Genomic DNA, 20930 nt, shown 5'->3' with positions numbered 1-20930 from the left:
ATTGTCTCCTATTTGTTTAATGAGGGTTCAGATTCTAACGCTTGTTTCAGATAGTTATTCTTTGAAGATACAGTTGCGATCACTTTCTCCCTTTGCTTCTAGTTCTTGATAGTGTGCAATTTTCAACTCAATCACGTGTAGATGATGAGCCAATTCTTCAAGATTTTGCCTGACTTTATCGCGGTGTGCTTCCAAAAGCAGACGTCTTTGTTGAACATCATGAGGATTTTCACGAACTAGATTTGCAAAGGCAAGAACTTGTTGAATCGACATACCTGTTGTCCGCAGTCGGACTAGGAATTCCAACCAAGCAACATCTTCAACAGAATATCGTCTATGGCCGTTGGCTGCGCGTTGAATTGGAGCCAAAAGTCCAACTTTTTCGTAGTACCGTAAAGCGTGGACGCTTAAACCTGTTGCCTCTGCAACTTGTTGGATGGTTAATTCACTAGTCATGAAAAAACTCTACAAGTTAGAGTGCGCTCTAAGTCAATACCCTATCAAATCCCATGACTCTTACCAATTACCCAATGACGCCGGAAAAACCGCGCTAAGGCTGATTCCTCCAAAGACAAATAAATTGGGCGTCCGTGGGGACAAGTACGAGGATTGCGAGTACGCTGCCAGTCATTTAGTAGTGTTTGCATTTCTGGTAAGCTCAGGGGTGTACCGTTGCGAATAGCACTGCGACAAGCAACAGCTACTTGTGCTGTTTGTAAGTCACCTCCCCAACTCAGTTCTAAAATTGCGTCTGCACAGTCGTCTCGCTGTTGCAATAGTGCGGGTAGGCTGCGAACTGCCCAAAGCTGTTCGCCGAAGGGTTCTATATCTAAACCGATGCGTTGCAATTGCGATACTTGGGCTGGCGATAATTGATAGAGAATTATTGGCGGCTCGACGGGGACTAGTTGCCAGTTATCGCATAATTGCTCGTACAAAACTCGTTCGTGAGCAATGTGCTGTTCTACTAACCACAAACCACCCGGATGTTCGGCAACAATATAGGTGTTATTAACTTGACCGACGGCTGTTAAGTAGTGGGAAGTTTGATTTGGTTCAGCTGGCTGGGAAGGGTTGATATTATAGTTACTTTTTTCTTCAGCAGCTTTGATTAATTTCCCGACTCGACTAGTGTGAACAGCTTCCTTAACAGTGGCAGAATTAAGGCGGAGTGCTTGTTCAATCGCCTGACTAATTTGCTGTTGCCAGTAATTTACATCGTTGAGGTAAATTTCTGTTTTCGCTGGGTTACGGTTCCAGTTAATATGCCCTGGAGAAATCAAAAGATGCAGGCAACAAATGGGATAGCGATCGCGTGGTAACGTCCTGTGAAATGCCCCTAAAATAGTTTGCTCTAGTTCCGATGTTTTTACCATCCGTCCGTTTACAGCTACCCGCAACCAATCCGGGCGATGGCGTGAAGCGCGATCGGGTAATCCGATTACCAAATTCAGCTTTGAATCATTCGCTTGTGACTCTTTTTCAGGTATTTCTACCTGCAACTCTTGCAAATCGCTAGCTCGCACTTGATGAAGAATTTGCGGTATCAGTTGTCCCATCGTTGAGGCTGGGGAGATGGTAAACCATTCACGGTCATTTTGCCAAACTTGCCAAGCGATGTGGGGATGGCATAAGGCAATTTGTTGGATTGTGGTTTGCACCACTTTCATTTGCTGTGCTGTTGAGGGTAAACCTTGCCGTCGCCCCAAGCAATTACCAAACAGGTTGGAGACTGTGACAACCGTACCAGGAGCGATCGCTGCTGCCTCTAAATGTACTACTTCTCCTGTATAGCCGTAAACTACTCGCCATCCACAAACCCCACCTTCCACAGAAGGGGCTGGGCGACTCAAAATTTCTAAATCAGCCAAAGTCGTCAAACTGTGCAACGCTTCACCGCGAAATCCCAAACTAGTAATTTTCCATAAATCTGCACAGATGCGGATCTTACTTGTGCTGTGGGCTGATGCGGCTCGCTGTAAGTCTTCTAGGTTCATTCCACAACCATTGTCTGTTACCCGCACGCGCCACTGCTCCGGCCAAATCGAAACCACAATCCGCGTTGCACCTGCATCTATGGAATTTTCTACCAATTCCCGCACTACAGAAGCTAAAGAGTCTATTACCTCTCCAGCAGCGATTAAATGTACAACTTCTGTTGGTAAAGTTTGTATCGTAGATACCATACACTCCAGTGTAGGCGAGAAAGCAACCACTGTATTATTTAAACAAATTTCATGAACTCAATATACATTAATTCATATTTTGCAAAATAACTAAACAAAGCAATTTAAACTTTGAAAAAATATTTATTATTTTTAAAAAAATCCCGATGAAAATCAGTTTTTTGGTAGATTGCTGTTGAGGCGAAAAGCGGCAAATAACCGAGTAAAAAGTAACAAGAGGTGGCTATATGATTGATTCTATTGCCCATGACTTAAAATCGCGCCTAGAATGGGGTCAACCGGGTTTTACAATCCTGGATGTACGCGATCGCCATAGCTTCAACAAAGCTCATATTACTGGAGCAGTATCATTACCGATAAAAGATTTAGCTGAACGTGCTAAATCTAGTTTTCACACTAAACGTGAAATTTTTGTTTATGGTGAAAATGATGCAGAAACCACCCAAGCGGTAAATACCCTACACCAGGAAGGTTTTACCCACGTAACAGAACTTAAAGGTGGTCTTAATGCTTGGAAGTCTGTTGGAGGTGCAACAGAAGAAATCTAAATTATTAAATTACTGGCTTCGTTATTGATGTACTGCACAATGTGCAGTACTGTTCTTGTTAATGTCTATAGCTGTAATTTTGCGGTTCAAACTCATTTGATTGAAAGGAAATACATACTGTGCTATCAGTTAATCAACTGTTTGCAAATCACTATGCATTTCCATCAAATCCTTAAATAAAAAATAATAAAAATTCACTTACTGCAACATTTTTAGACTTTGTAAGTGTCTCATTTTTTAGCAATGATTAATTAGTTTTCATCGCTAGAATCTGGGCTGATTGAGGCTTGAGTAAACCATTTAACATAGATGCTGGGCGTTGAGTGTAAGGCCAAGCAAAAGCATGGCGAAAAGCAGCGTCCTGACAAGCTTGGAGCTGTTCAAAGTTAATAATGTCGTATGTCAAGAGATTTTCGTACTCAAACGGCAGACGCACATTGTGCAATCCGGCATTATCAGTACAGATGGCAATATCTACTCCAGCATCGAAACAACGGTCAAAAACCAGTTTCAGTTGGCGGATATCCTGTAAAGTACCAGTTTTTAAGTAGGTTGTGGGACAAACTTCCAAACATTGGTTTCGTTTGGCTAAATCTGGCAGTAGTTCGGGATACAGCAGGGGTATTTGAATCCCATGTCCAATCCGCATTAAGTAGGGTAAAAGTTCTGGGTAAAAGCCAGCAGTAGTTTCGTAAAGATGTCCTGTGGTATTAATTCCCAAAGACAAGGCATATTCATATAGCTCGCTCCATTCTTGGAGGCGATCGCGATAGTAGCTATCTCCGCCAGCAATATCTACTGCACAAACATACTGCTTGCTTTGTGCTGCTAGATCAACAATCGCCTTATTTACCTCGTAGGGTAGGCGGGAGTGCATACACAAAATTTGACTGGTAACAATTGGATATTCTGAGATTTTGCTTGCTCTACCCACCACATCAACAATTTCCGCCATCTTATCAATTCTCTGAGATTGACTGAGATATTCGGGTGTTCGCAAATAAGGGGTGTAACGCAGTTCTAAATACGCTAAATTTTCAAAAATGTAAGCACCCCGAAGTAAGCGATAAATAAAGTAAGGCAAAGTTTCCACTGTTTGCACGCTTTCCACAAGGGTGTGCAACTCTAAATACTCATCTAATGTGTTGCGAGGACGCGTGTAAAACTCTTCAAATTCTGGATAGTCAGCAAACCGAGAAATTAGTTCCGAAGAATGGCGCTCAAAATATCGCCACAGAACTCGCGGTACAACCGAACCACCCAGATGCCTGTGTAATTCTGCGTATAAAGCCATAAAAATCTTTCTAGGAATAAATGTTAATTATTATTAACAGTAGCAAATTAAAAAACAACCGACACTCGGATGAAGTTTTTGTAAGTTTGTCTTGAAAATAGGGAACAGGGTTGGGGGAAATGTTTATTTCTCTCCTTGTCGACGGACACTTTCCTCAACGGAGGGAACCTCCGCACGGAAGTGCCCTCCCCTTGTCTCCGTGTCACAGCGTCTCACTGTCTTTGCGTTTTTCTCCCCCTTCTAGCTTGAAAGTCACTTCACCCCTGCCCCTCTCCTTGCTAAGGAGAGGGGTGTCCGACAGGACGGGGTGAGGTTTTTCATGTCTGGGGGTGAAACTTGTTTCATCGTGACTGCCTTCTACTTAACTGCACTAATCGCCAATAATAAATCTTTCGCCGTACAAGGTTTTGATAAGAATGCTTTTACTCCTGTGCCTTGAGATTCGGCAATTGTTCGCTGTGACAGCAGTCCGCTAGTAGCAATAATTTTGACATCAGGATTGATTTTTTGTAACGTGCGGATGGCGATCGCTCCATCCATTGCTGGCATCATCATATCCAGCAAGACTATACTAATTTCCTGCCACTGCTGTGCATATATTGTTACTGCTTCTACACCATCACTGGCAGTAATGACACGGTAATTGTAAGCTTCTAAAGAACTTTTAGTAATTTCACGAATAGTAACTTCATCATCTACTACCAGTATTAACTCGTCATTTCCTGTCAGTTCTTCTCTTTCTTGAGCAGATTGCTGAGTTTCAGCGCCCTCTGATGCTGGGAAGTAAATTTGAAATTTTGTGCCTCTACCCACTTCACTATAGACATTGACAAATCCACCATGATTTTTGACAATGCTAATTACCGTAGAAAGTCCTAACCCCGTGCCTTTACCTACTTCTTTGGTAGTGAAAAATGGCTCAAAAATCCGTTCTTGGACTTCTGGCGGCATACCTATGCCAGTATCCTCGACTGTAATGACTGTATAAGTCCCCGCTTGGGCATCAAGATGCATTCTGGCGTACTGTTCATCAAGTACCACATTTTCAGCAACAATTTTGAGTACTCCGCCATTTGGCATGGCATCATTAGCATTAACTACTAAATTCATCAATACTTGATGGATTTGAGTAGCATCACCATAAACAGTCCACAGGTCTTTTGGTAAATCTGTTTGCAATTCAATCGATTTGGGAAATGTCTCTTTGATAATCTGCTCAATTTCTCGAATGATATGCTTGAGTTGCAAAATAGCGCGATCGCTTGACAAACCACGAGCAAAAGACAATACCTGCTTAACCAAATTCGCCCCACATTTGACACTGTCTTCCATCAATGTTAGCAGTTGCTGATTCTGCGGTTCGGGGAATTTCATCCGCAACAGATGTACAGACATCAAAACTGGTGCTAGTACGTTGTTGAGATCGTGGGCGATACCACCTGCTAAGGTGCCAATACTTTCTAGGCGTTGAGCGCGTAAAAATTGCGCTTCTAGTTTTTTCTTTTCTGTAATATCAGTATTGACAATGAGGATTGATTTCGGTTGCTGGTTGTCATTTCTTACCAATGTCCAACCGCTATCGACGATGATTTCTTTGCTATCTTTTTTTACCAGATATAACTCGCCTTGCCAGGTGCCAGATTGAGCAACAATTTCTTGTACTTCTTGCAATTGGGGAGAAGTATTTTTAAAGACAAGTTCGCTGGCTTTTTTTGCGATCGCTTCTTTATTTGTCCAGCCAAATAAATTTTCCGCACTTTTATTCCAATACACGATGCATTCTGCCATATCTATGACAAAAATCCCATCTTGTGATTGATCTAAAAGCTGTGCTTGCTCTTGTATTTTCTCTTGGGCAGCTTTGCGCTGAGTAATGTCGCTGTGGATCGCTACGTATTCAAAAGGTTTTCCTTGGGCATCTAAAAGTGGCACAATTGTTGTATCTACCCAGTAAAAGGTGCCGTCTTTGGCACGATTTTTGATTTCGCCTCTCCACACCTGTCCTCTGGTAATAGTTGCCCACATTTGATGAAAGAATTCTCGCGTGTGATAACCAGAATTAATAATGCGATGATTTTGCCCTAAAAGTTCTTCTTTAGAATATTGAGAAATTTCGCAGAATTTATCGTTGACGTATGTAATTTTTCCCTCATCATCAGTAAATGCCACAATTGCAGCTTGATCTAAAGCAAACTTCATGTCTGCCAAGTCTTTGAGCGATATTTGCAGCGCTTGTTCTGCCTGTTTGCGTTTTGTAATATCTTCGACAACAGAAATAAAATATTTAGGCTCTCCACTTGATTCGTGTACCAGCGATACAGTCAAATTTACCCAAATGCGATCGCCATCTTTTCTGATGTAACGCTTCTCCATCGAGTACGTCTGAATTTTATTCGCTAAAATTTGCCGTACAAACTCTAAATCAGTATCGAGATCTTCTGGATGAGTAATATCTTGAAATGTTAGGTTGAGTAACTCCTCACGACTGTAGCTAAGAATCTCGCAAATCTTTTCATTTACTAGTAACCATTTACCATTGGGAGCGACATGAGCAATATCGACAGCAGCCTGATTAAATGTAGCGCGAAATTGTTGCTCGCTATTTTGTAGCGCCTTCTGTGACTTTTGATTTTGACTGATGTAACGGCTGATAAATATGTAAAGTGTTACGATGAGCGCAAAATTCAGAAGAGCAGCGAGGGTGAAGGTAGCGATCATCTGCTGAGAGCTTGTGTGCGACAGTTGACTTCGTTTTTCTAATAGTGAATTTTCCGCCTGCTGCATTTGTTGAATTATCTGGCGGATTTCATCCATTACCTTTTTTCCTCTACCAGACATGACTAACTCTTGTGCAGGTGCAAATCCTTGGTTTTGACGCAAAGAAAGTCCTTGTTGGAGTAGCTCAAATCTCTTGATTATTTTCTGCTCAAGTAAAGAAATTTGCTCCTGTTGGTTGGGGTTATCTGCTGTTAATTTTCTCAGTCTTTTGATATGTTCATTTATTTCCACATCTGCGGTAAAATAAGATTCCAAATAACTTGTATCTCCTGTAATTAAATAGCCACGCTGCCCAGTTTCAGCATCTTCTAATGTCGAAAGTGTACTCTCAAGTTGAGTTAGCACTTTGTGAGTATGTTGTACCCATCGCTCATTATCAATCAGCTGCAAAGTGTTCCAATAGGAGACTATGGCATTTCCAACTACAACTGCCAATGCAGTTGCAAATCCTACTGCCAGCTTTTGTGTAATTGATAGCTTCATTGGGTGATAATTCCGGTAAAGATACCTGTGTAATCTTTAGCTTTCAGATTTAAATTTTGATATCACCTAACTAAAATTTTGATTGAATAATTAATATGCTTATGAGGCTTTTTCAAATAGATGATTTTTGGAACTATATCGCCAGTAGCATTAAGCAAAAATAAGTAAAATTAATCTTACAATAATCTTTAATTTCTTAAACAATAAAGTAATTAATAAAAATTAATCATATTAATTATTGATGTTAGCAGTAAAAAGAACCAATCAATTGATAGCAATTTGTTAAAGCGAGTGCGATCCTCACAAACATAAATCAAATTGCTTACAACCTTGACATAAGTGATTAAATATGCGCATAATGATTGTTTGTGGAAACTGTAGCTCTCTAAAATAAACACTTGGCTAACGTCATTGTCATAGGTGCCCAGTGGGGCGATGAAGGAAAAGGAAAAATAACCGACTTACTCAGCCGCTCCGCCGATGTTGTAGTGCGTTACCAAGGGGGTGTCAACGCTGGACACACAATTGTCGTTAAGGGTCAGACCTTTAAACTGCACTTGATTCCCTCTGGTATCTTGTACCCGAATACGGAGTGCATTATTGGTTGTGGGACAGTAATCGATCCACAGGTTTTAATCGCAGAACTCGATCAGCTCAAACAACTAGGAATTTCCACTGATAATCTGTTTATTTCTGAAACAGCCCACGTGACGATGCCCTATCATCGATTGATTGACCAGGCATCGGAGGAACGCCGGGGCAGCCACAAAATTGGTACCACCGGCCGGGGTATTGGCCCTACGTATGCTGACAAATCAGAGCGGATAGGAATCAGGATTTTAGATTTAATGGACGCTGAAGGGCTGCGCAAGCAGTTAGAGTGGACGATCAATTATAAAAACGTCATTCTAGAAAAACTTTACAATCTACCACTTTTAGATCCGCAAAAGGTAATAGACGAATATCTGGGGTATGCAGAACGGCTGCGTCCCCACGTCGTTGATACCTCTTTAAAAATATACGATGCAATTCAACGACGGCGCAATATCTTGTTTGAAGGAGCGCAAGGAACTCTGCTCGATTTAGATCACGGTACTTATCCCTATGTCACCTCATCTAATCCGGTGGCGGGAGGAGCTTGTGTCGGCACAGGGCTTGGGCCGACAATGATTGACCGCGTGATTGGAGTAGCTAAAGCTTACACTACGCGTGTGGGCGAGGGGCCTTTCCCGACCGAATTGGACGGGGAAGTGGGAGAATTATTGTGTGCGCGTGGTGCCGAATTTGGAACAACAACCGGGCGCAAGCGTCGCTGTGGCTGGTTTGACGCTGTAATTGGTCGTTACGCTGTGCGGATCAACGGTATGGATTGTCTGGCAATTACCAAACTAGATGTTCTTGATGAACTAGAGGAAATCAAAGTTTGTGTGGCTTACGAGATCGATGGGGAACGTTGCGAACATTTTCCTAGCAGCGCTCGTAAGTTTGCCCGTTGTCGTCCTATTTATAAGTCTATGCCGGGATGGCAGCAATCTACAGCCAACTGCCGCACTTTGGAAGACTTGCCACGGCAAGCGTTGGATTATCTAAAGTTTTTGGCAGAATTAATGGAAGTTCCGATCGCGATCGTTTCTTTAGGAGCAAGCCGCGATCAAACTATCATTGTTGAAGACCCCATTCACGGTCCTAAACGCGCTTTGTTGCACGCTGACGGTACGCCTGCTTCGTTGCTGAGTGCGTAGGGGATACGTTATTATTTTCATCCCAGCTTGGGACTTGGGGAGGACACTGGCAATTACGGTTTCTGTAGCAGCCAAGTGTCCTTTGTGTGTGAGTGCTCTCACAAATTTTAAATTTTGATTCTTGAAGTGTTGAAGTATGGAACTTAATGTTGAATGTCAAAAGCGTCCAGAAGGTAGCAAGCCAAAGGCTTTGCGCCGTTCTGGGCAAATACCTGGTAACCTGTACGGTCATAAAGGCACAGAGTCAATTGCGTTGAGCATTGACGCTAAGGTTGTAGAGCGCTTGCTAAAAAAAGCTTCAGTCAACAACACTTTGATTGATTTAAAAGTGACTGATGCACCCTGGCAGGGCAAAACTTTGCTGCGGGAAGTGCAAACCCATCCAGCTAAGGGTACACCTTACCATCTCAGCTTTTTTGCTGTAGCAGGACATGGCCCCACCGATGTCGAAATACCTTTACATTTTGTGGGAGATGCGATCGGTGTGAAACAAAACAGTGGAATTTTAGATCCTGTGATTACAGAATTGCAGGTACGTTGCGATCCGCAGAATATTCCTGATTACATTGAAGTAGATGTTTCTCAAATGGATATTGGTGACAACCTACATATCAGTGAAATAGCACTGCCGTCTGGTGTAACAGCGTTGGATGAAGGAACGCGAATGGTTGTCAGTGTTTTACCTCCACAAAAAAGCACCGATACGGGAACAGAATCAGAAGCTACTGCTTAAAATCTGTGATAAATTGCTGAAGAGACCAGGGCTTTACCCCTGGTTTTTTATTGATTTAACCACAAAGAGCACAAAGGACACTAAGAGAAGAGATGACAGAAGCTGCTATTCCACCTTTAATTGAGCAAATGTTGCAGCCTGGATTTTATCCGCATCCAGTGCAGGAGCCGATTCAATTGATACAGACGCATATTTCTTATGTGTTGTTGACTGGGGATTTTGCTTATAAGGTGAAGAAGCCTGTCAATTTTGGCTTTTTGGATTTCTCTACGTTAGAAAAGCGGCATCATTTTGCTGAGGAGGAGTTGCGCTTGAATCAAAGGGGAGCGGGGGAACTGTATTTGGAAGTTTTGCCTGTGACTTTGGTGGAAGGGCAATACCATTTGGGAGGAAAGACAGAGGCAGTAGAATACATGCTGAAGATGCGCCAGTTTCCTCAAGCGGCGCTATTGAGTGAAATGTTTGAGCAAGGCAAGTTGCAGGAGTCTCACTTAGAAGAGTTGGGGCGGGTAGTGGCACAATTTCATGCTCAAACTGCGACAAACGATTACATTCGTTCTTTTGGTGAGGTGTCGCAAATTCGAGCAGCGTTTGATGAGAATTATCAACAAACTGAAAAATATATTAATGGGCCGCAAACCCAGGTACAGTTTGAAGAAACTAAGCAGTATACAGATAAGTTTTTTGCAGAGCGTACAGAGTTATTTGAAAGCCGGATGACTGATGATTTTATTCGAGAATGTCACGGCGATTTGCATCTGAGAAATATTGCTCTGTGGCAAGACAAAATTTTGTTGTTCGACTGCATTGAGTTCAATGAGCCGTTTCGCTTTGTCGATGTCATGTATGATGTGGCGTTTACAGTGATGGATTTGGAAGCACGACAGCGCCAGGACTTGGGTAATGCATTTTTGAATACGTATATAGAACAAACTGGCGACTGGGAAGGTTTGCAGCTGCTGCCTTTGTATTTAAGCCGTCAAGCTTATGTTAGAGCTAAGGTAACTTCGTTTTTGTTAGACGATCCTGGTGTGCCAGCCCAAGTTAAGCAAGAGGCGGCAAATACTGCGGCTGGTTATTACAAGCAAGCCTGGGAGTATACTAAACCCTGTCAAGGACAATTAATTTTGATGTCTGGATTGTCTGGTTCTGGCAAAAGTACGACGGCACGGTATTTAGCTCGACAGTTGGGAGCAATTCATCTTCGTTCTGATGCTGTTAGGAAGCATTTGGCTGGTATTCCCCTGATGCAACGCGGTGGAGATGATTTGTATACGCCCCAAATGACTCAGAAAACCTATGAACGCTTGCTGGAATTGGGAATTATGCTAGCATCCCAAGGTTTTAGTGTGATTTTGGATGCTAAGTATGACCGTTCTGCATTGCGCCAAGAAGCGATCGCTCAAGCTACAGAAAAGCAAATTCCTTTACAAATTCTCCACTGTCAAGCACCGCTAGAAGTAATAAGGGAGCGGTTGCAAAACCGCAGGGGCGATATTGCTGATGCTACTGCCGATTTATTGGCATCTCAACAAAAATTGGCGGAACCTTTTACTGAAAAAGAAAAACCATTAGTTAAAATTTTGGACACTACTCAACCACAACAGGCACAATTAAAACAAATCTTTAGCTACTAGTCTTAACCTCATGGCACCAGAAAAGAACAACAGCAATTTCTTATCTATCTCACCCAACTTTTTTAATCAACTACTGTTTGGGTTGTTTTTAACACTAATATTGCTGGCGCTAGGATATCCGCTATCCCAGAGCCTTTTCTTGGGTGTTTTAGGTGGTTTGTCTATAGGCTGGATGAGTACAGCAAGCCAAGGCAGTCCGAAGGCTGGTTCTGTGGCTTCTTCCGAGGGCATTGATGCTGGTTTAAAATACTGGTTATTTTTCTTACTAGGCTTTGTTTTGTTGGGGTATCAAGCTCCCGTAAGTATCTTGCTGGGTTCTTTAGCTGGTATAGGGGGAGGTTGGATGATTGCTTGGTGGAAAAGCAAGGAAGAATATAGAACCCAACTCCCTGAAGAATTTACAGAAAACGCCGAATCAGAACAGTCTGCTTTGACAACAAATACCAGACGCCGGACGAGAAAACCTGCTCGCCGTTACCGCCGCTCTTTTGGAAGTTTCAATTTTCCCAAGTTTTGGCAAAGGTAGTAGGTGGAAGGCAGTCTCGATGATACAAGTTTTATCGCCAGGCATTGAAAAACCTCACTTCTTCACCTTCTCCTTACCAAGGAGAGGGGTGTCCGACAGGACAGGGAGAGGTGGGGGAGGTGACTCTCAAATCAGAGGCTTTAGGCGATCGCTAGCCTAGCAATCAAACGCAAGCTTTTTGCTTGCCCCCTACCCTCACTTATACCTACCCTTCTTGAGGAGTACGCTAAAATCTCGTAAAAGATTTAAACACGAATGAGAGAGGGGCGCTTACTACCAGTCTTGTGAATTTCCCAGTATAGAGCGATCATCGTCTGGAATTCGCATTGGTACACCTAAGTGTTTGCGAGCTTCTTGCTCTGCTAGATTTTGGTCTTTTTTGTTATTAAACTGCCCTTCTTCCAGGAGATACTTGCTGCGTGCTGCCTTGTCGCGCGAAGGTACAGAGCTATGCTTCCATTTATACTTAAAGCCCATGAGCAAGCAATGCCTCAACTCTTATTCAAGTTTAATAATCTTCATGTAGAGACGTGCATGGCATGTCTCTACATAATTTGTATGTATTGTGATTAACGTGAAATGGTATGACACTCAAGCTAAACAACTATGAGACAAATCTTCAATCTTGAATGATCAGAATTTTCTGCTCCAAATAATGCTGAAGCAAGCGATCGCTCTTGATAAATCGCCGTATTTCAGTTAGCTGTTCGCCGCTAATTTCAGTTACTCCAGGAACAAAACATATTCCCAAAATAAATATCTGAGGTGGGAGATATTTCCCTGTTTGTTTATAATTTACTGTTGCCACAAGCTCACCATTTTTTCTAAAGCAAACGCTTAGTGTGAAAATTCTATAGGGCTGTCGCTGTGGGCAAGTAGGCTATGCTAAACCATTTGACTAATGCCCAATAGAAATATATGGATGAGATGTTTGAGTTATAGACTCAAACTGCTAATTTAGCCTAATTCCTTTTTTGAGAAACCCTTAAGAGATTCCTGGTTAATTTAGGCAGGAATAACTTGAACAATCAGTGAGCGTTTATCAAGCGACAGGACTTTACCCACTGGACTTAGATTAGTTACAATGCGGTCTAGCAATTCTCCCGCATGACCGCGATTTTGATGTTCTCGACCTCGCAAACGAATGACAAACTTTACTGAATTGCCTTTACTCAACCACTCAATGGCTTGATTGATGCGTAAATTGTAATCAGCCACACCTACATTTGGACGTAGCCGAACTTCCTTGAGTGTTGGTCTAGAACTCTGACTCTGACGTTTTTTCTTTTGATATTGAAGCTTGCCATAGTTGAGAATCTTCGCCACTGGGGCGTCTTTGCCTTCAGATACTATAACTAGGTCAAGATCTACGCTCTGGGCTAACTCTAGAGCCTCACGGGTGTCAGTAAGACCACGATTGCTATTCTCATGATCAATCAAGAAGACTTGAGGTGACTTGATTTGTGAGTTAATTAGTTGCTTTTGGATGACGATAATAATTCCTCTTACTTGTTCAACACTTTGTTTTACAAGTAATACTAAGGTAACACAATGCTAACTATGAACATCATGCTGAACTTTTAACTGCTTGAGGATAAATTGTAGTAAGCCACTGGTTTGAGTAGACTCAATTAGGGTGGCCGCGCAGATACGAGCAAAAAGAGACACGTTGTAAAATTTTGTAACAAAAGTTGTATAAATCCTTGATTTTCCGTTGTTTCATTGTCGAACTGTTAAGAAATGTTCCAACTGAAAAAAATCCCAAAACAGAACTAACTTCCTTAACGACCAAAATTTTTCCATTGCTATACAAAAGCGAAAATAGGGGTGCTGAGGCTAGGGACAACAGAAGAGGAGTTTTCATCAATTCGCGTTCGTAGGTAAACCCAACGCGATCGCCCCGTTTTGTCCCCCAAACCCAAAACCTAAACACAATACTTGTCGAATTTCAGCTTTACGCGCTTCTCTCACCAGATCCAAATCAAATTCTGGTTTCTTTATCCCTACACAAGGTGGTAAAATTTGATGCTGCAATGTCAGCAAAGAAAAAGCTATGCCCAAAGCTCCTGATGCACCGAGTGTATGTCCTGTAGCACCTTTGGTAGAACTGACTGCCACACCTTGAGTAAATAACTGTTGTATAACTAAACTTTCTATCCGGTCATTCATCTGCGTGGCTGTTCCGTGAGCGTGAATGTAATCAATATCGTTGGGTGTTAAGTTGCTGCGTTCTAAACATTGCTTGATAGCAGCGATCGCACTTTTACCTTCTGGTTCTGGTGCATTTGGATGAAATGCATCTACTGTTAAACCGAAGCCGAGAATTTGAGCATACACCTTTGCTTGGCGTTGCTTTGCCAATTCTGCCGATTCCAAGACGAATAAAGCTCCCCCTTCTCCCAGAACTAAACCTTCACGGTGCAAATCAAAGGGATAAGCCCCTGTGTTTGCCAAAGCACCCATCTGCTCAAAGCCAGCAATCGTCAGTGGTGTAATTGCAGCTTCTACCGCACCAACCAGAACTCGCGCTACTTGCCCAGTTTTAATTAATTCGGTAGCTTGGGTAATCGCCCAAATACCAGTAGCACAAGCTGCCATTGGTGCCAACACAATTCCAGTAGCACCGATTTGTCGTGCCGCAGCGATCGCATTCATGTGCGGAAGAGTGTCTAACCAATTCCTAGAGCATAGGGGGAAAGAAGAGGACGCGGGGACATGGAGACGCGGTGACGCGGGGAATATTTTTGATAGATTCTCCCTCTCTCCCCCTTTCCCTCTCTCCCACTCTTCATGCATCTGCCGTGCCATCTCTTCCCATGCTGCTTGTTGACTGCGACTAGATCCAATGACAACAGCACAATCTGGTAAGGGTGGAACCAAACCAGCGTCTTTTAAAGCAGAAGTGACAAGCAAAGAAGTCAGTTTTTTTACTTGCGCTGGTTGCTTACCAATCAACCCAAGGGGATGTGATTTTAGTTCAGGAAATGGTTGATAGACTTTAATAGCAGAATTTCCTGCTATTAATTTTTGCCAGCTATCTTCTAGGCTTTTACCTAAAGCAGAAATTAAACTAATACCAGTAACAACAACCTCTACCAATTTTGAATTTTAGGAATGGGGAATAAGGAGGACACGGGAACAAGGAGTTGAGAAAGGTGAGGAAGTGATAAGAGTAAATTCTTCCTCATCTTCCCCATCTTCCCTATCTCTCACTCTCCCCCTCCTAATTACTGTCCGCCGTTTTTAAGATTTTCTCCACCTTGGGTGACTTTCGCAGATTCAATGCGATCGCCTTGCTTAATTTTGCTTACTACTTCCATACCATTAGTAACCTTGCCAAACACAGCATAGTTACCATCTAAGAAAGATAAGTCTGCCAAAGCAAAGTAGAACTGAGAGGAGGCAGAATTAGGCACCTGCGATCGCGCCATAGCAACTGTACCAAGTTTGTGAGGTAACTCCGGCGTTTCGGTAATTGTTTTACCGTAAATCGGCTCCTTTGCCCCTTTTGGTTTAATTTCTAAGGGTATATAGCGTGGAGTACCTGTTTTAGGATCAACAAAATTACCTGTTCCTAAACGTTGTGCAGGAACTTTGGGATCTTTGCTTTGAGGATCTCCACCTTGAGCTACAAAAGGATCTTGCGGTGGGTTACTCTGAGGGCCGATGACTCGATGAAAGGCCACTCCATCGTATACCCCACGTTTGACTAAATCTACAAAGTTGCCAGCCGTGATCGGGGCATTGGTGCCGTCTACTTCGATTGTGATCGGCGAGCCATTAACAATCATCTCTACAGTGGCTTTGCCTTCAAGTCTTGGTAAATTGTTCATTCCAGGAACAGCCTCTTTTGTAACTTCAGATACAGATGTGGTTGTCTCTGTCGTTGTTTTTGTGCTTGCCTCGGTAGCTGTGGAATTAGGAGAAGAAGTATTAGAAGCTGCTTGTTGTGTAGAACATCCAGCTGTGATCAAGCTAACAACAATCACAAGCACAACTAAAAATTCAGAAATTTTTAACCGCATCGCCAGTTATAGACTCAACCAGAGTATCTTAGCTTCTGTAAGTGTCAGTAACACTGTCAAAGATATTGCTTTTTGGCAGTAGTTGCTTATTTTTTCGTCATTTCTTTTACTTTTACTGTTAGTTGCTACAAACTTGCTATGAGTTACTCTGGTGTTTGATCCCAAATCTCAAATTACTTACAAACCTTCTAAAGGTACTCCCAAAAATTTTGCTAATTCTGCACCTTGCGTTTCTAACTCTGTTAAAGACATGGGTTGCCCGACTCTGGTGAGGGGAATATCACGGCGACCTTTAACACGCAAGTACAATGCACGAAGAGGATTTAAACCCTCTTTGATTTGTGCTCGTACAGATTGTACATCTTGAGTGTTGCAGTCAATTTCGATACGACGGTTTTTACCAGGGAATCCCCAACGAAAAATTTTGATTTTGCCAGTTTCCCGATTAAATTCGTTGTATCCGCCACCCACGTCCAATAGAATTACTATCCATAGATATGAAGCTAAAACCAAGCCTGCCGCACCATACAACCCCATCACTAAGCCTTGGGGAAAAAAGACTAGTTGAGTTGGATCAGTAACTATGAGTAAATTTACTCTTAGGTAACTAGATATCCCAGCCAGTAAAAAGCCCGTAGCTCCCAAGGTGACGATAGTTGCCCACCAGTAGTTACTAAACCGACGTGAACCGATGACTTTTTGATGCAAAACTTGCGAAGCCAAGCCATTATCCTTAGGCGGCTCGCCTTTGTTAATGGTTGTTGATGTCGTCATGGGACTACCTTGGTGTTTAACAATTTCCCTTTAAAAGTCTGCCACTGGAGCAGGCTCTATTGCAAGTTTATTTTAAGATTTCTGAGAAAAGTTGTGTCAGATTGTAAAATTTCTGATATTGATAATATTTAATAGGTTTGTTTTTAATACCTGATTTACTGATGTAAACCAGGCGTAAAGCAGAACCAATGTGATAAGTTAAAAAGTATTAAGTAATCACAAGCTGGATTACAGCAAGTGGTAGTGCTTTTGGCACAAGCAAGAGGGAAGCCGACTTAAGTTTAAGCGGTGACTTCTCATAAGAGCGGCAGCATCAAAGCAGCCTGATGTGTCAAAAAAGCGTTAAATTCCTCAAAAGGTTGCAATTTTAGTAAAAAAGAGGATTTTAGTCCGATGACCATCGCAGTTGGACGCGCCCCCACAAGAGGGTGGTTTGACGTTCTCGACGACTGGCTGAAGCGCGATCGCTTCGTATTCGTAGGGTGGTCTGGTATTCTGCTCTTCCCCTGTGCATTTTTGGCACTAGGGGGATGGCTAACCGGCACCACCTTCGTCACCAGTTGGTACACCCACGGATTAGCATCATCCTACCTAGAAGGATGTAACTTCCTAACCGTAGCAGTATCCACACCAGCAGACGCAATGGGACATTCCCTATTGCTGTTGTGGGGTCCAGAAGCTCAAGGCAACTTCACCCGTTGGTGTCAGTTGGGAGGATTGTGGCCATTCATCGCTTTGCACGGAGCCTTTGGTTTAATCGGCTTCATGCTGCGTCAATTTGAAATTGCTCGCTTGGTAGGGATTCGTCCTTACAACGCGATCGCATTTTCAGCACCAATTGCCGTATTCGTAAGCGTATTCTTGATGTACCCCTTGGGACAGTCAAGCTGGTTCTTTGCTCCGAGCTTTGGCGTCGCAGCAATCTTCCGTTTCTTGCTATTCTTGCAAGGGTTCCACAACTGGACACTCAACCCCTTCCACATGATGGGTGTAGCAGGAGTATTGGGTGGTGCGCTGCTGTGTGCGATTCACGGTGCGACAGTCGAAAACACCCTGTTTGAAGACGGCGAAGCAGCAAACACCTTCCGCGCCTTCAATCCAACTCAAGCTGAAGAAACCTACTCGATGGTGACAGCAAACCGTTTCTGGTCTCAGATCTTCGGTATTGCTTTCTCCAACAAGCGCTGGTTGCACTTCTTCATGTTGTTTGTACCAGTCACAGGCTTGTGGATGAGTGCGGTTGGCATCGTTGGTTTGGCATTGAACCTGCGTGCTTACGACTTCGTCTCTCAAGAACTGCGCGCAGCAGAAGATCCAGAGTTTGAAACTTTCTATACCAAAAACATTTTGCTGAACGAGGGTATCCGCGCTTGGATGGCTCCTCAAGATCAGCCACACGAGAAATTTGTATTCCCTGAGGAGGTATTACCTCGTGGTAACGCTCTCTAATCGACCTGGCGTTCTGGGAGCAGGACGCGACCAAGATTCCACCGGATTTGCCTGGTGGGCTGGTAACGCTCGTCTGATTAACCTCTCCGGCAAACTGTTGGGCGCACACGTTGCTCACGCAGGTTTGATTGTCTTCTGGGCTGGAGCAATGACCTTGTTTGAGGTTGCTCACTTTGTCCCTGAAAAACCCTTGTACGAGCAAGGCTTTATCCTTCTGCCTCACTTGGCAACTCTCGGATGGGGAGTTGGCCCTGGTGGTGAAGTAATAGACACCTACCCCTATTTTGTCGTTGGTGTTCTGCACTTAATTTCCTCCGCCGTACTAGGATTTGGCGGTATCTATCATGCCATTCGTGGCCCAGAAGTCTTAGAAGATTATTCCTCCTTCTTTGGCTATGACTGGAAAGATAAGAACAAGATGACCAACATTATCGGTTTCCACCTGATTATTTTGGGATGTGGAGCCTTGTTGTTGGTGCTAAAGGCAATGTTCTTTGGTGGTGTCTACGATACTTGGGCGCCTGGTGGTGGTGATGTTCGTATTATTACCAACCCAACATTGAACCCAGCAGTCATCTTTGGCTATCTGCTTAAGTCTCCCTTCGGTGGTGACGGCTGGATCGTCGGTGTTGATAACATGGAAGACATCATTGGCGGTCATATCTGGGTTGCTTTAATCTGTATTGCTGGTGGTATTTTCCACATTCTCACCAAGCCCTTTGGTTGGGCGCGTCGTGCTTTCATCTGGTCTGGTGAAGCTTACCTCTCCTACAGCTTGGGCGCTCTTTCCCTAATGGGCTTCATTGCTTCTTGCTATGTTTGGTTCAACAACACTGCTTACCCCAGTGAATTCTACGGCCCTACAAACGCTGAAGCTTCTCAAGCTCAGTCTTTCATCTTCTTGGTTCGTGACCAAAAACTTGGTGCTAACGTTGCATCTGCTCAAGGCCCCACAGGTTTGGGTAAATACCTGATGCGCTCACCCTCTGGTGAAATCATCTTTGGTGGTGAAACTATGCGCTTCTGGGATTTCCGCGGCCCTTGGTTAGAGCCTCTTCGCGGCCCCAACGGTTTGGATCTTGACAAGATCAAGAACGACGTTCAGCCTTGGCAAATTCGTCGTGCATCTGAGTACATGACCCACGCTCCCAACGGTTCTATCAACTCTGTGGGTGGTGTAATCACCGAGCCTAACTCCTTCAACTACGTCAACCCCCGTGCTTGGTTGTCAACTTCTCACTTCGTTTTAGCTTTCTTCTTCCTCATCGGTCACCTGTGGCATGCTGGTCGTGCTCGTGCTGCTGCTGCTGGCTTTGAAAAAGGTATTGACCGTGAAACAGAACCAGTGTTGTTCATGAAGGACATCGACTAAAACATAAGTTTTCTTTCATCACTGACAATTATTGATGAAGCTCCTGTGTAAAAGCAGGGGCTTTTTTATTTTTGTATGTTTGTGCCAATTGGGTGCTATCTTTCCATCCTGTTTATCATCAGCCAAAATAGAAATTCCCAGGTGATGAAATTTATGTTGCAGGGACGAAAAGTATCGGCAGTTAAAAAATTATTAAGGATACTTCAGAAGCAGCGAATTGCTCAGGCTGTATTAGTCGCTGTTGTTGTAATTAATGCGATCGCCTGCATAGGTGCTTACACCCTCACTCACTTTAGCTCCCCAGGAGAGTTTAGCTTGGGCATTCCCAGACCTGAGAATTTCACAATTCCAACAGATATTGGACTTAAATATGTCAAGCAACGTATTTCGATTAACCAGACTGAGTGGCTGGAAACTTGGTTCGTCCCTGCTAAACAATCTTCGCCGAATGGGACAATATTGTTATTTCCCGGTAATGGAAGCAGTAAAGGAAAGCAACTGCTAGCCCCAACTAAGGTGTTTCATGCCTTAAACTATGACTCCTTATTGGTGGATTTTCGAGGTGTGGGGGGTTCCAGTGGCAATACAACAACTCTTGGTATACGGGAAGCTAAAGATGTTGCTCTAGTGGTTAATTATGCTGAACGGTTAAATCTAAAACATCCGATTGTGCTTTATGGAGTTTCAATGGGAAGTGCAGCTATTTTAAAAGCCCTCGCTCAAGAGAAAATTGAACCCGATGCTATTATTCTTGAACTTCCCTTTGCTCGGCTGTTGAATGCTGTTAAGAGCCGATTGAGAGCTGTCAATATTCCTTCATTTCTTACAGCTGAGTTGCTTGTCTTTTGGGGCAGTATTCAGCAAGGATTTAATGGCTTTGCTCATAATCCAGTTACCTATGCTAACCAAGTTAAGTGTCCAACTTTGGTATTTCAAGGTAAACAAGATCAATGGACGAATATGACAGAAATTAATGAGTTATTCCAGAATTTGCGAGCCACAAAACAACTTGTTATCTTTCCCAATGCAAAGCATCAGTTACTTGTTACTGTGAATAAAGAATATTGGCAGCAAAGCGTAGAAAAGTTCTTTAAAGGCGTTTAAGGTGATAATCAGTATTGATTAACCGAATTTTTTCTCCAATATTAATTTAGGTGAGGATGGGGGTAGTATGGACGACTCCAATTTTCCAGATGCTTTAAAATGGACAGCCGAAGCCAAAGCAAAATTAAAGCAAATACCCTTCTTCGCCCGCGCTCAAGCTAAAGCACGAATTGAGCAACTGGCTCGTCAAGCAGAGCAAGAAATTATTACAGCAGAATTGGTTGAGCAGGCTAGGCTTGAGTTTGGGCAGTAATTTGATGGGAGATAACCGCAGGAGCC

20 protein-coding genes are annotated in these 20930 nt (G+C 43.2%); 10 read left to right on the top strand and 10 right to left on the bottom strand.

Features of this window, described 5'->3' with window-relative positions; translation table 11 throughout:
• Positions 1 to 54: 54 nt before the first annotated feature.
• Both QUB80_RS31565 and mutL read right to left on the bottom strand, forming a co-directional pair.
• On the bottom strand, positions 55 to 456 hold the full coding sequence (locus tag QUB80_RS31565) for a MerR family transcriptional regulator (protein ID WP_289793406.1): 402 nt from the start codon (positions 454 to 456) through the stop codon (positions 55 to 57).
• 44 nt (positions 457 to 500) lie between these two features.
• Complete coding sequence (gene mutL, locus QUB80_RS31560) at positions 501 to 2186, bottom strand: DNA mismatch repair endonuclease MutL (protein WP_289793405.1); 1686 nt, start codon at positions 2184 to 2186, stop codon at positions 501 to 503.
• A 227-nt stretch (positions 2187 to 2413) separates the two neighbouring features.
• On the opposite strand from mutL, the gene QUB80_RS31555 reads away from it, so the two are divergent.
• Positions 2414 to 2734, top strand: a complete 321-nt coding sequence (locus QUB80_RS31555) for a rhodanese-like domain-containing protein (RefSeq protein WP_289793404.1) — start codon at positions 2414 to 2416, stop codon at positions 2732 to 2734.
• A 247-nt stretch (positions 2735 to 2981) separates the two neighbouring features.
• On the opposite strand, the gene QUB80_RS31550 is transcribed toward QUB80_RS31555, so the two are convergent.
• Complete coding sequence (locus tag QUB80_RS31550; protein ID WP_289793403.1) at positions 2982 to 4028, bottom strand: adenosine deaminase; 1047 nt, start codon at positions 4026 to 4028, stop codon at positions 2982 to 2984.
• 357 nt (positions 4029 to 4385) lie between these two features.
• Positions 4386 to 7289 carry a PAS domain S-box protein gene (locus QUB80_RS31545; protein WP_289793402.1) on the bottom strand — a complete coding sequence of 968 codons (2904 nt, stop codon included), beginning with the start codon at positions 7287 to 7289 and terminating at the stop codon, positions 4386 to 4388.
• A gap of 398 nt (positions 7290 to 7687) precedes the next feature.
• On the opposite strand from QUB80_RS31545, the gene QUB80_RS31540 reads away from it, so the two are divergent.
• From QUB80_RS31540 to QUB80_RS31525, 4 genes are all read left to right on the top strand, one after another.
• Positions 7688 to 9031, top strand: coding sequence for an adenylosuccinate synthase (locus QUB80_RS31540; RefSeq protein WP_289793401.1), 1344 nt, complete (start codon positions 7688 to 7690; stop codon positions 9029 to 9031).
• Between the two features lie 136 nt (positions 9032 to 9167).
• Positions 9168 to 9764 (top strand): 50S ribosomal protein L25/general stress protein Ctc, encoded by a 597-nt coding sequence (locus tag QUB80_RS31535; RefSeq protein WP_289793400.1) that lies wholly within the window; start codon positions 9168 to 9170, stop codon positions 9762 to 9764.
• Between the two features lie 92 nt (positions 9765 to 9856).
• Positions 9857 to 11401, top strand: coding sequence for a bifunctional aminoglycoside phosphotransferase/ATP-binding protein (locus QUB80_RS31530; RefSeq protein ID WP_289793399.1), 1545 nt, complete (start codon positions 9857 to 9859; stop codon positions 11399 to 11401).
• 10 nt (positions 11402 to 11411) lie between these two features.
• Complete coding sequence (locus tag QUB80_RS31525; protein WP_289793398.1) at positions 11412 to 11927, top strand: hypothetical protein; 516 nt, start codon at positions 11412 to 11414, stop codon at positions 11925 to 11927.
• A gap of 273 nt (positions 11928 to 12200) precedes the next feature.
• Here the strand turns inward: QUB80_RS31525 and QUB80_RS31520 are convergent, their stop codons facing one another.
• From QUB80_RS31520 to QUB80_RS31500, 5 genes are all read right to left on the bottom strand, one after another.
• Positions 12201 to 12404: a bromodomain-containing protein gene (locus QUB80_RS31520; RefSeq protein WP_289793397.1), complete on the bottom strand. Its 204-nt coding sequence runs from the start codon at positions 12402 to 12404 to the stop codon at positions 12201 to 12203.
• Between the two features lie 142 nt (positions 12405 to 12546).
• Positions 12547 to 12735: a hypothetical protein gene (locus QUB80_RS31515; protein WP_289793396.1), complete on the bottom strand. Its 189-nt coding sequence runs from the start codon at positions 12733 to 12735 to the stop codon at positions 12547 to 12549.
• A 197-nt stretch (positions 12736 to 12932) separates the two neighbouring features.
• Entirely contained in the window at positions 12933 to 13400 is a 468-nt protein-coding gene (gene infC / locus QUB80_RS31510; RefSeq protein WP_289793473.1) for a translation initiation factor IF-3, read from the bottom strand.
• 390 nt (positions 13401 to 13790) lie between these two features.
• Positions 13791 to 15026 (bottom strand): beta-ketoacyl-ACP synthase, encoded by a 1236-nt coding sequence (locus QUB80_RS31505; RefSeq protein WP_289793395.1) that lies wholly within the window; start codon positions 15024 to 15026, stop codon positions 13791 to 13793.
• A 128-nt stretch (positions 15027 to 15154) separates the two neighbouring features.
• Complete coding sequence (locus QUB80_RS31500; protein ID WP_289793472.1) at positions 15155 to 15901, bottom strand: peptidylprolyl isomerase; 747 nt, start codon at positions 15899 to 15901, stop codon at positions 15155 to 15157.
• Between QUB80_RS31500 and QUB80_RS31495 the strand changes: the two genes are divergently transcribed.
• Complete coding sequence (locus tag QUB80_RS31495; protein ID WP_289793477.1) at positions 15798 to 16034, top strand: hypothetical protein; 237 nt, start codon at positions 15798 to 15800, stop codon at positions 16032 to 16034. The two genes, QUB80_RS31500 and QUB80_RS31495, sit on opposite strands and share 104 nt — an antisense overlap.
• A gap of 95 nt (positions 16035 to 16129) precedes the next feature.
• Here QUB80_RS31495 and QUB80_RS31490 read toward each other — a convergent pair whose 3' ends face one another.
• Complete coding sequence (locus QUB80_RS31490; RefSeq protein WP_289793394.1) at positions 16130 to 16726, bottom strand: photosystem I assembly protein Ycf4; 597 nt, start codon at positions 16724 to 16726, stop codon at positions 16130 to 16132.
• Positions 16727 to 17119: 393 nt separating this feature from the next.
• Between QUB80_RS31490 and psbD the strand changes: the two genes are divergently transcribed.
• The 4 genes from psbD to QUB80_RS31470 all read left to right on the top strand — a co-directional run bounded on the left by psbD (position 17120) and on the right by QUB80_RS31470 (position 20904).
• Positions 17120 to 18175: a photosystem II D2 protein (photosystem q(a) protein) gene (psbD, locus tag QUB80_RS31485; protein WP_127011367.1), complete on the top strand. Its 1056-nt coding sequence runs from the start codon at positions 17120 to 17122 to the stop codon at positions 18173 to 18175.
• Positions 18159 to 19547: a photosystem II reaction center protein CP43 gene (psbC, locus tag QUB80_RS31480; RefSeq protein WP_289793393.1), complete on the top strand. Its 1389-nt coding sequence runs from the start codon at positions 18159 to 18161 to the stop codon at positions 19545 to 19547. Before psbD ends, psbC begins: the two co-directional genes overlap by 17 nt.
• A 75-nt stretch (positions 19548 to 19622) precedes the next feature.
• Positions 19623 to 20651: an alpha/beta hydrolase gene (locus tag QUB80_RS31475; protein ID WP_289793392.1), complete on the top strand. Its 1029-nt coding sequence runs from the start codon at positions 19623 to 19625 to the stop codon at positions 20649 to 20651.
• Between the two features lie 67 nt (positions 20652 to 20718).
• Complete coding sequence (locus tag QUB80_RS31470; RefSeq protein WP_289793391.1) at positions 20719 to 20904, top strand: PCP reductase family protein; 186 nt, start codon at positions 20719 to 20721, stop codon at positions 20902 to 20904.
• Positions 20905 to 20930 lie beyond the last annotated feature (26 nt).

The sequence above is a fragment of the Chlorogloeopsis sp. ULAP01 genome (assembly GCF_030381805.1).
Taxonomy (GTDB): Bacteria; Cyanobacteriota; Cyanobacteriia; order Cyanobacteriales; family Nostocaceae; genus Chlorogloeopsis.
The sequence above is the reverse complement of the archived record's forward strand: the minus strand, read 5'-3'. Positions and strand labels throughout refer to the sequence as shown.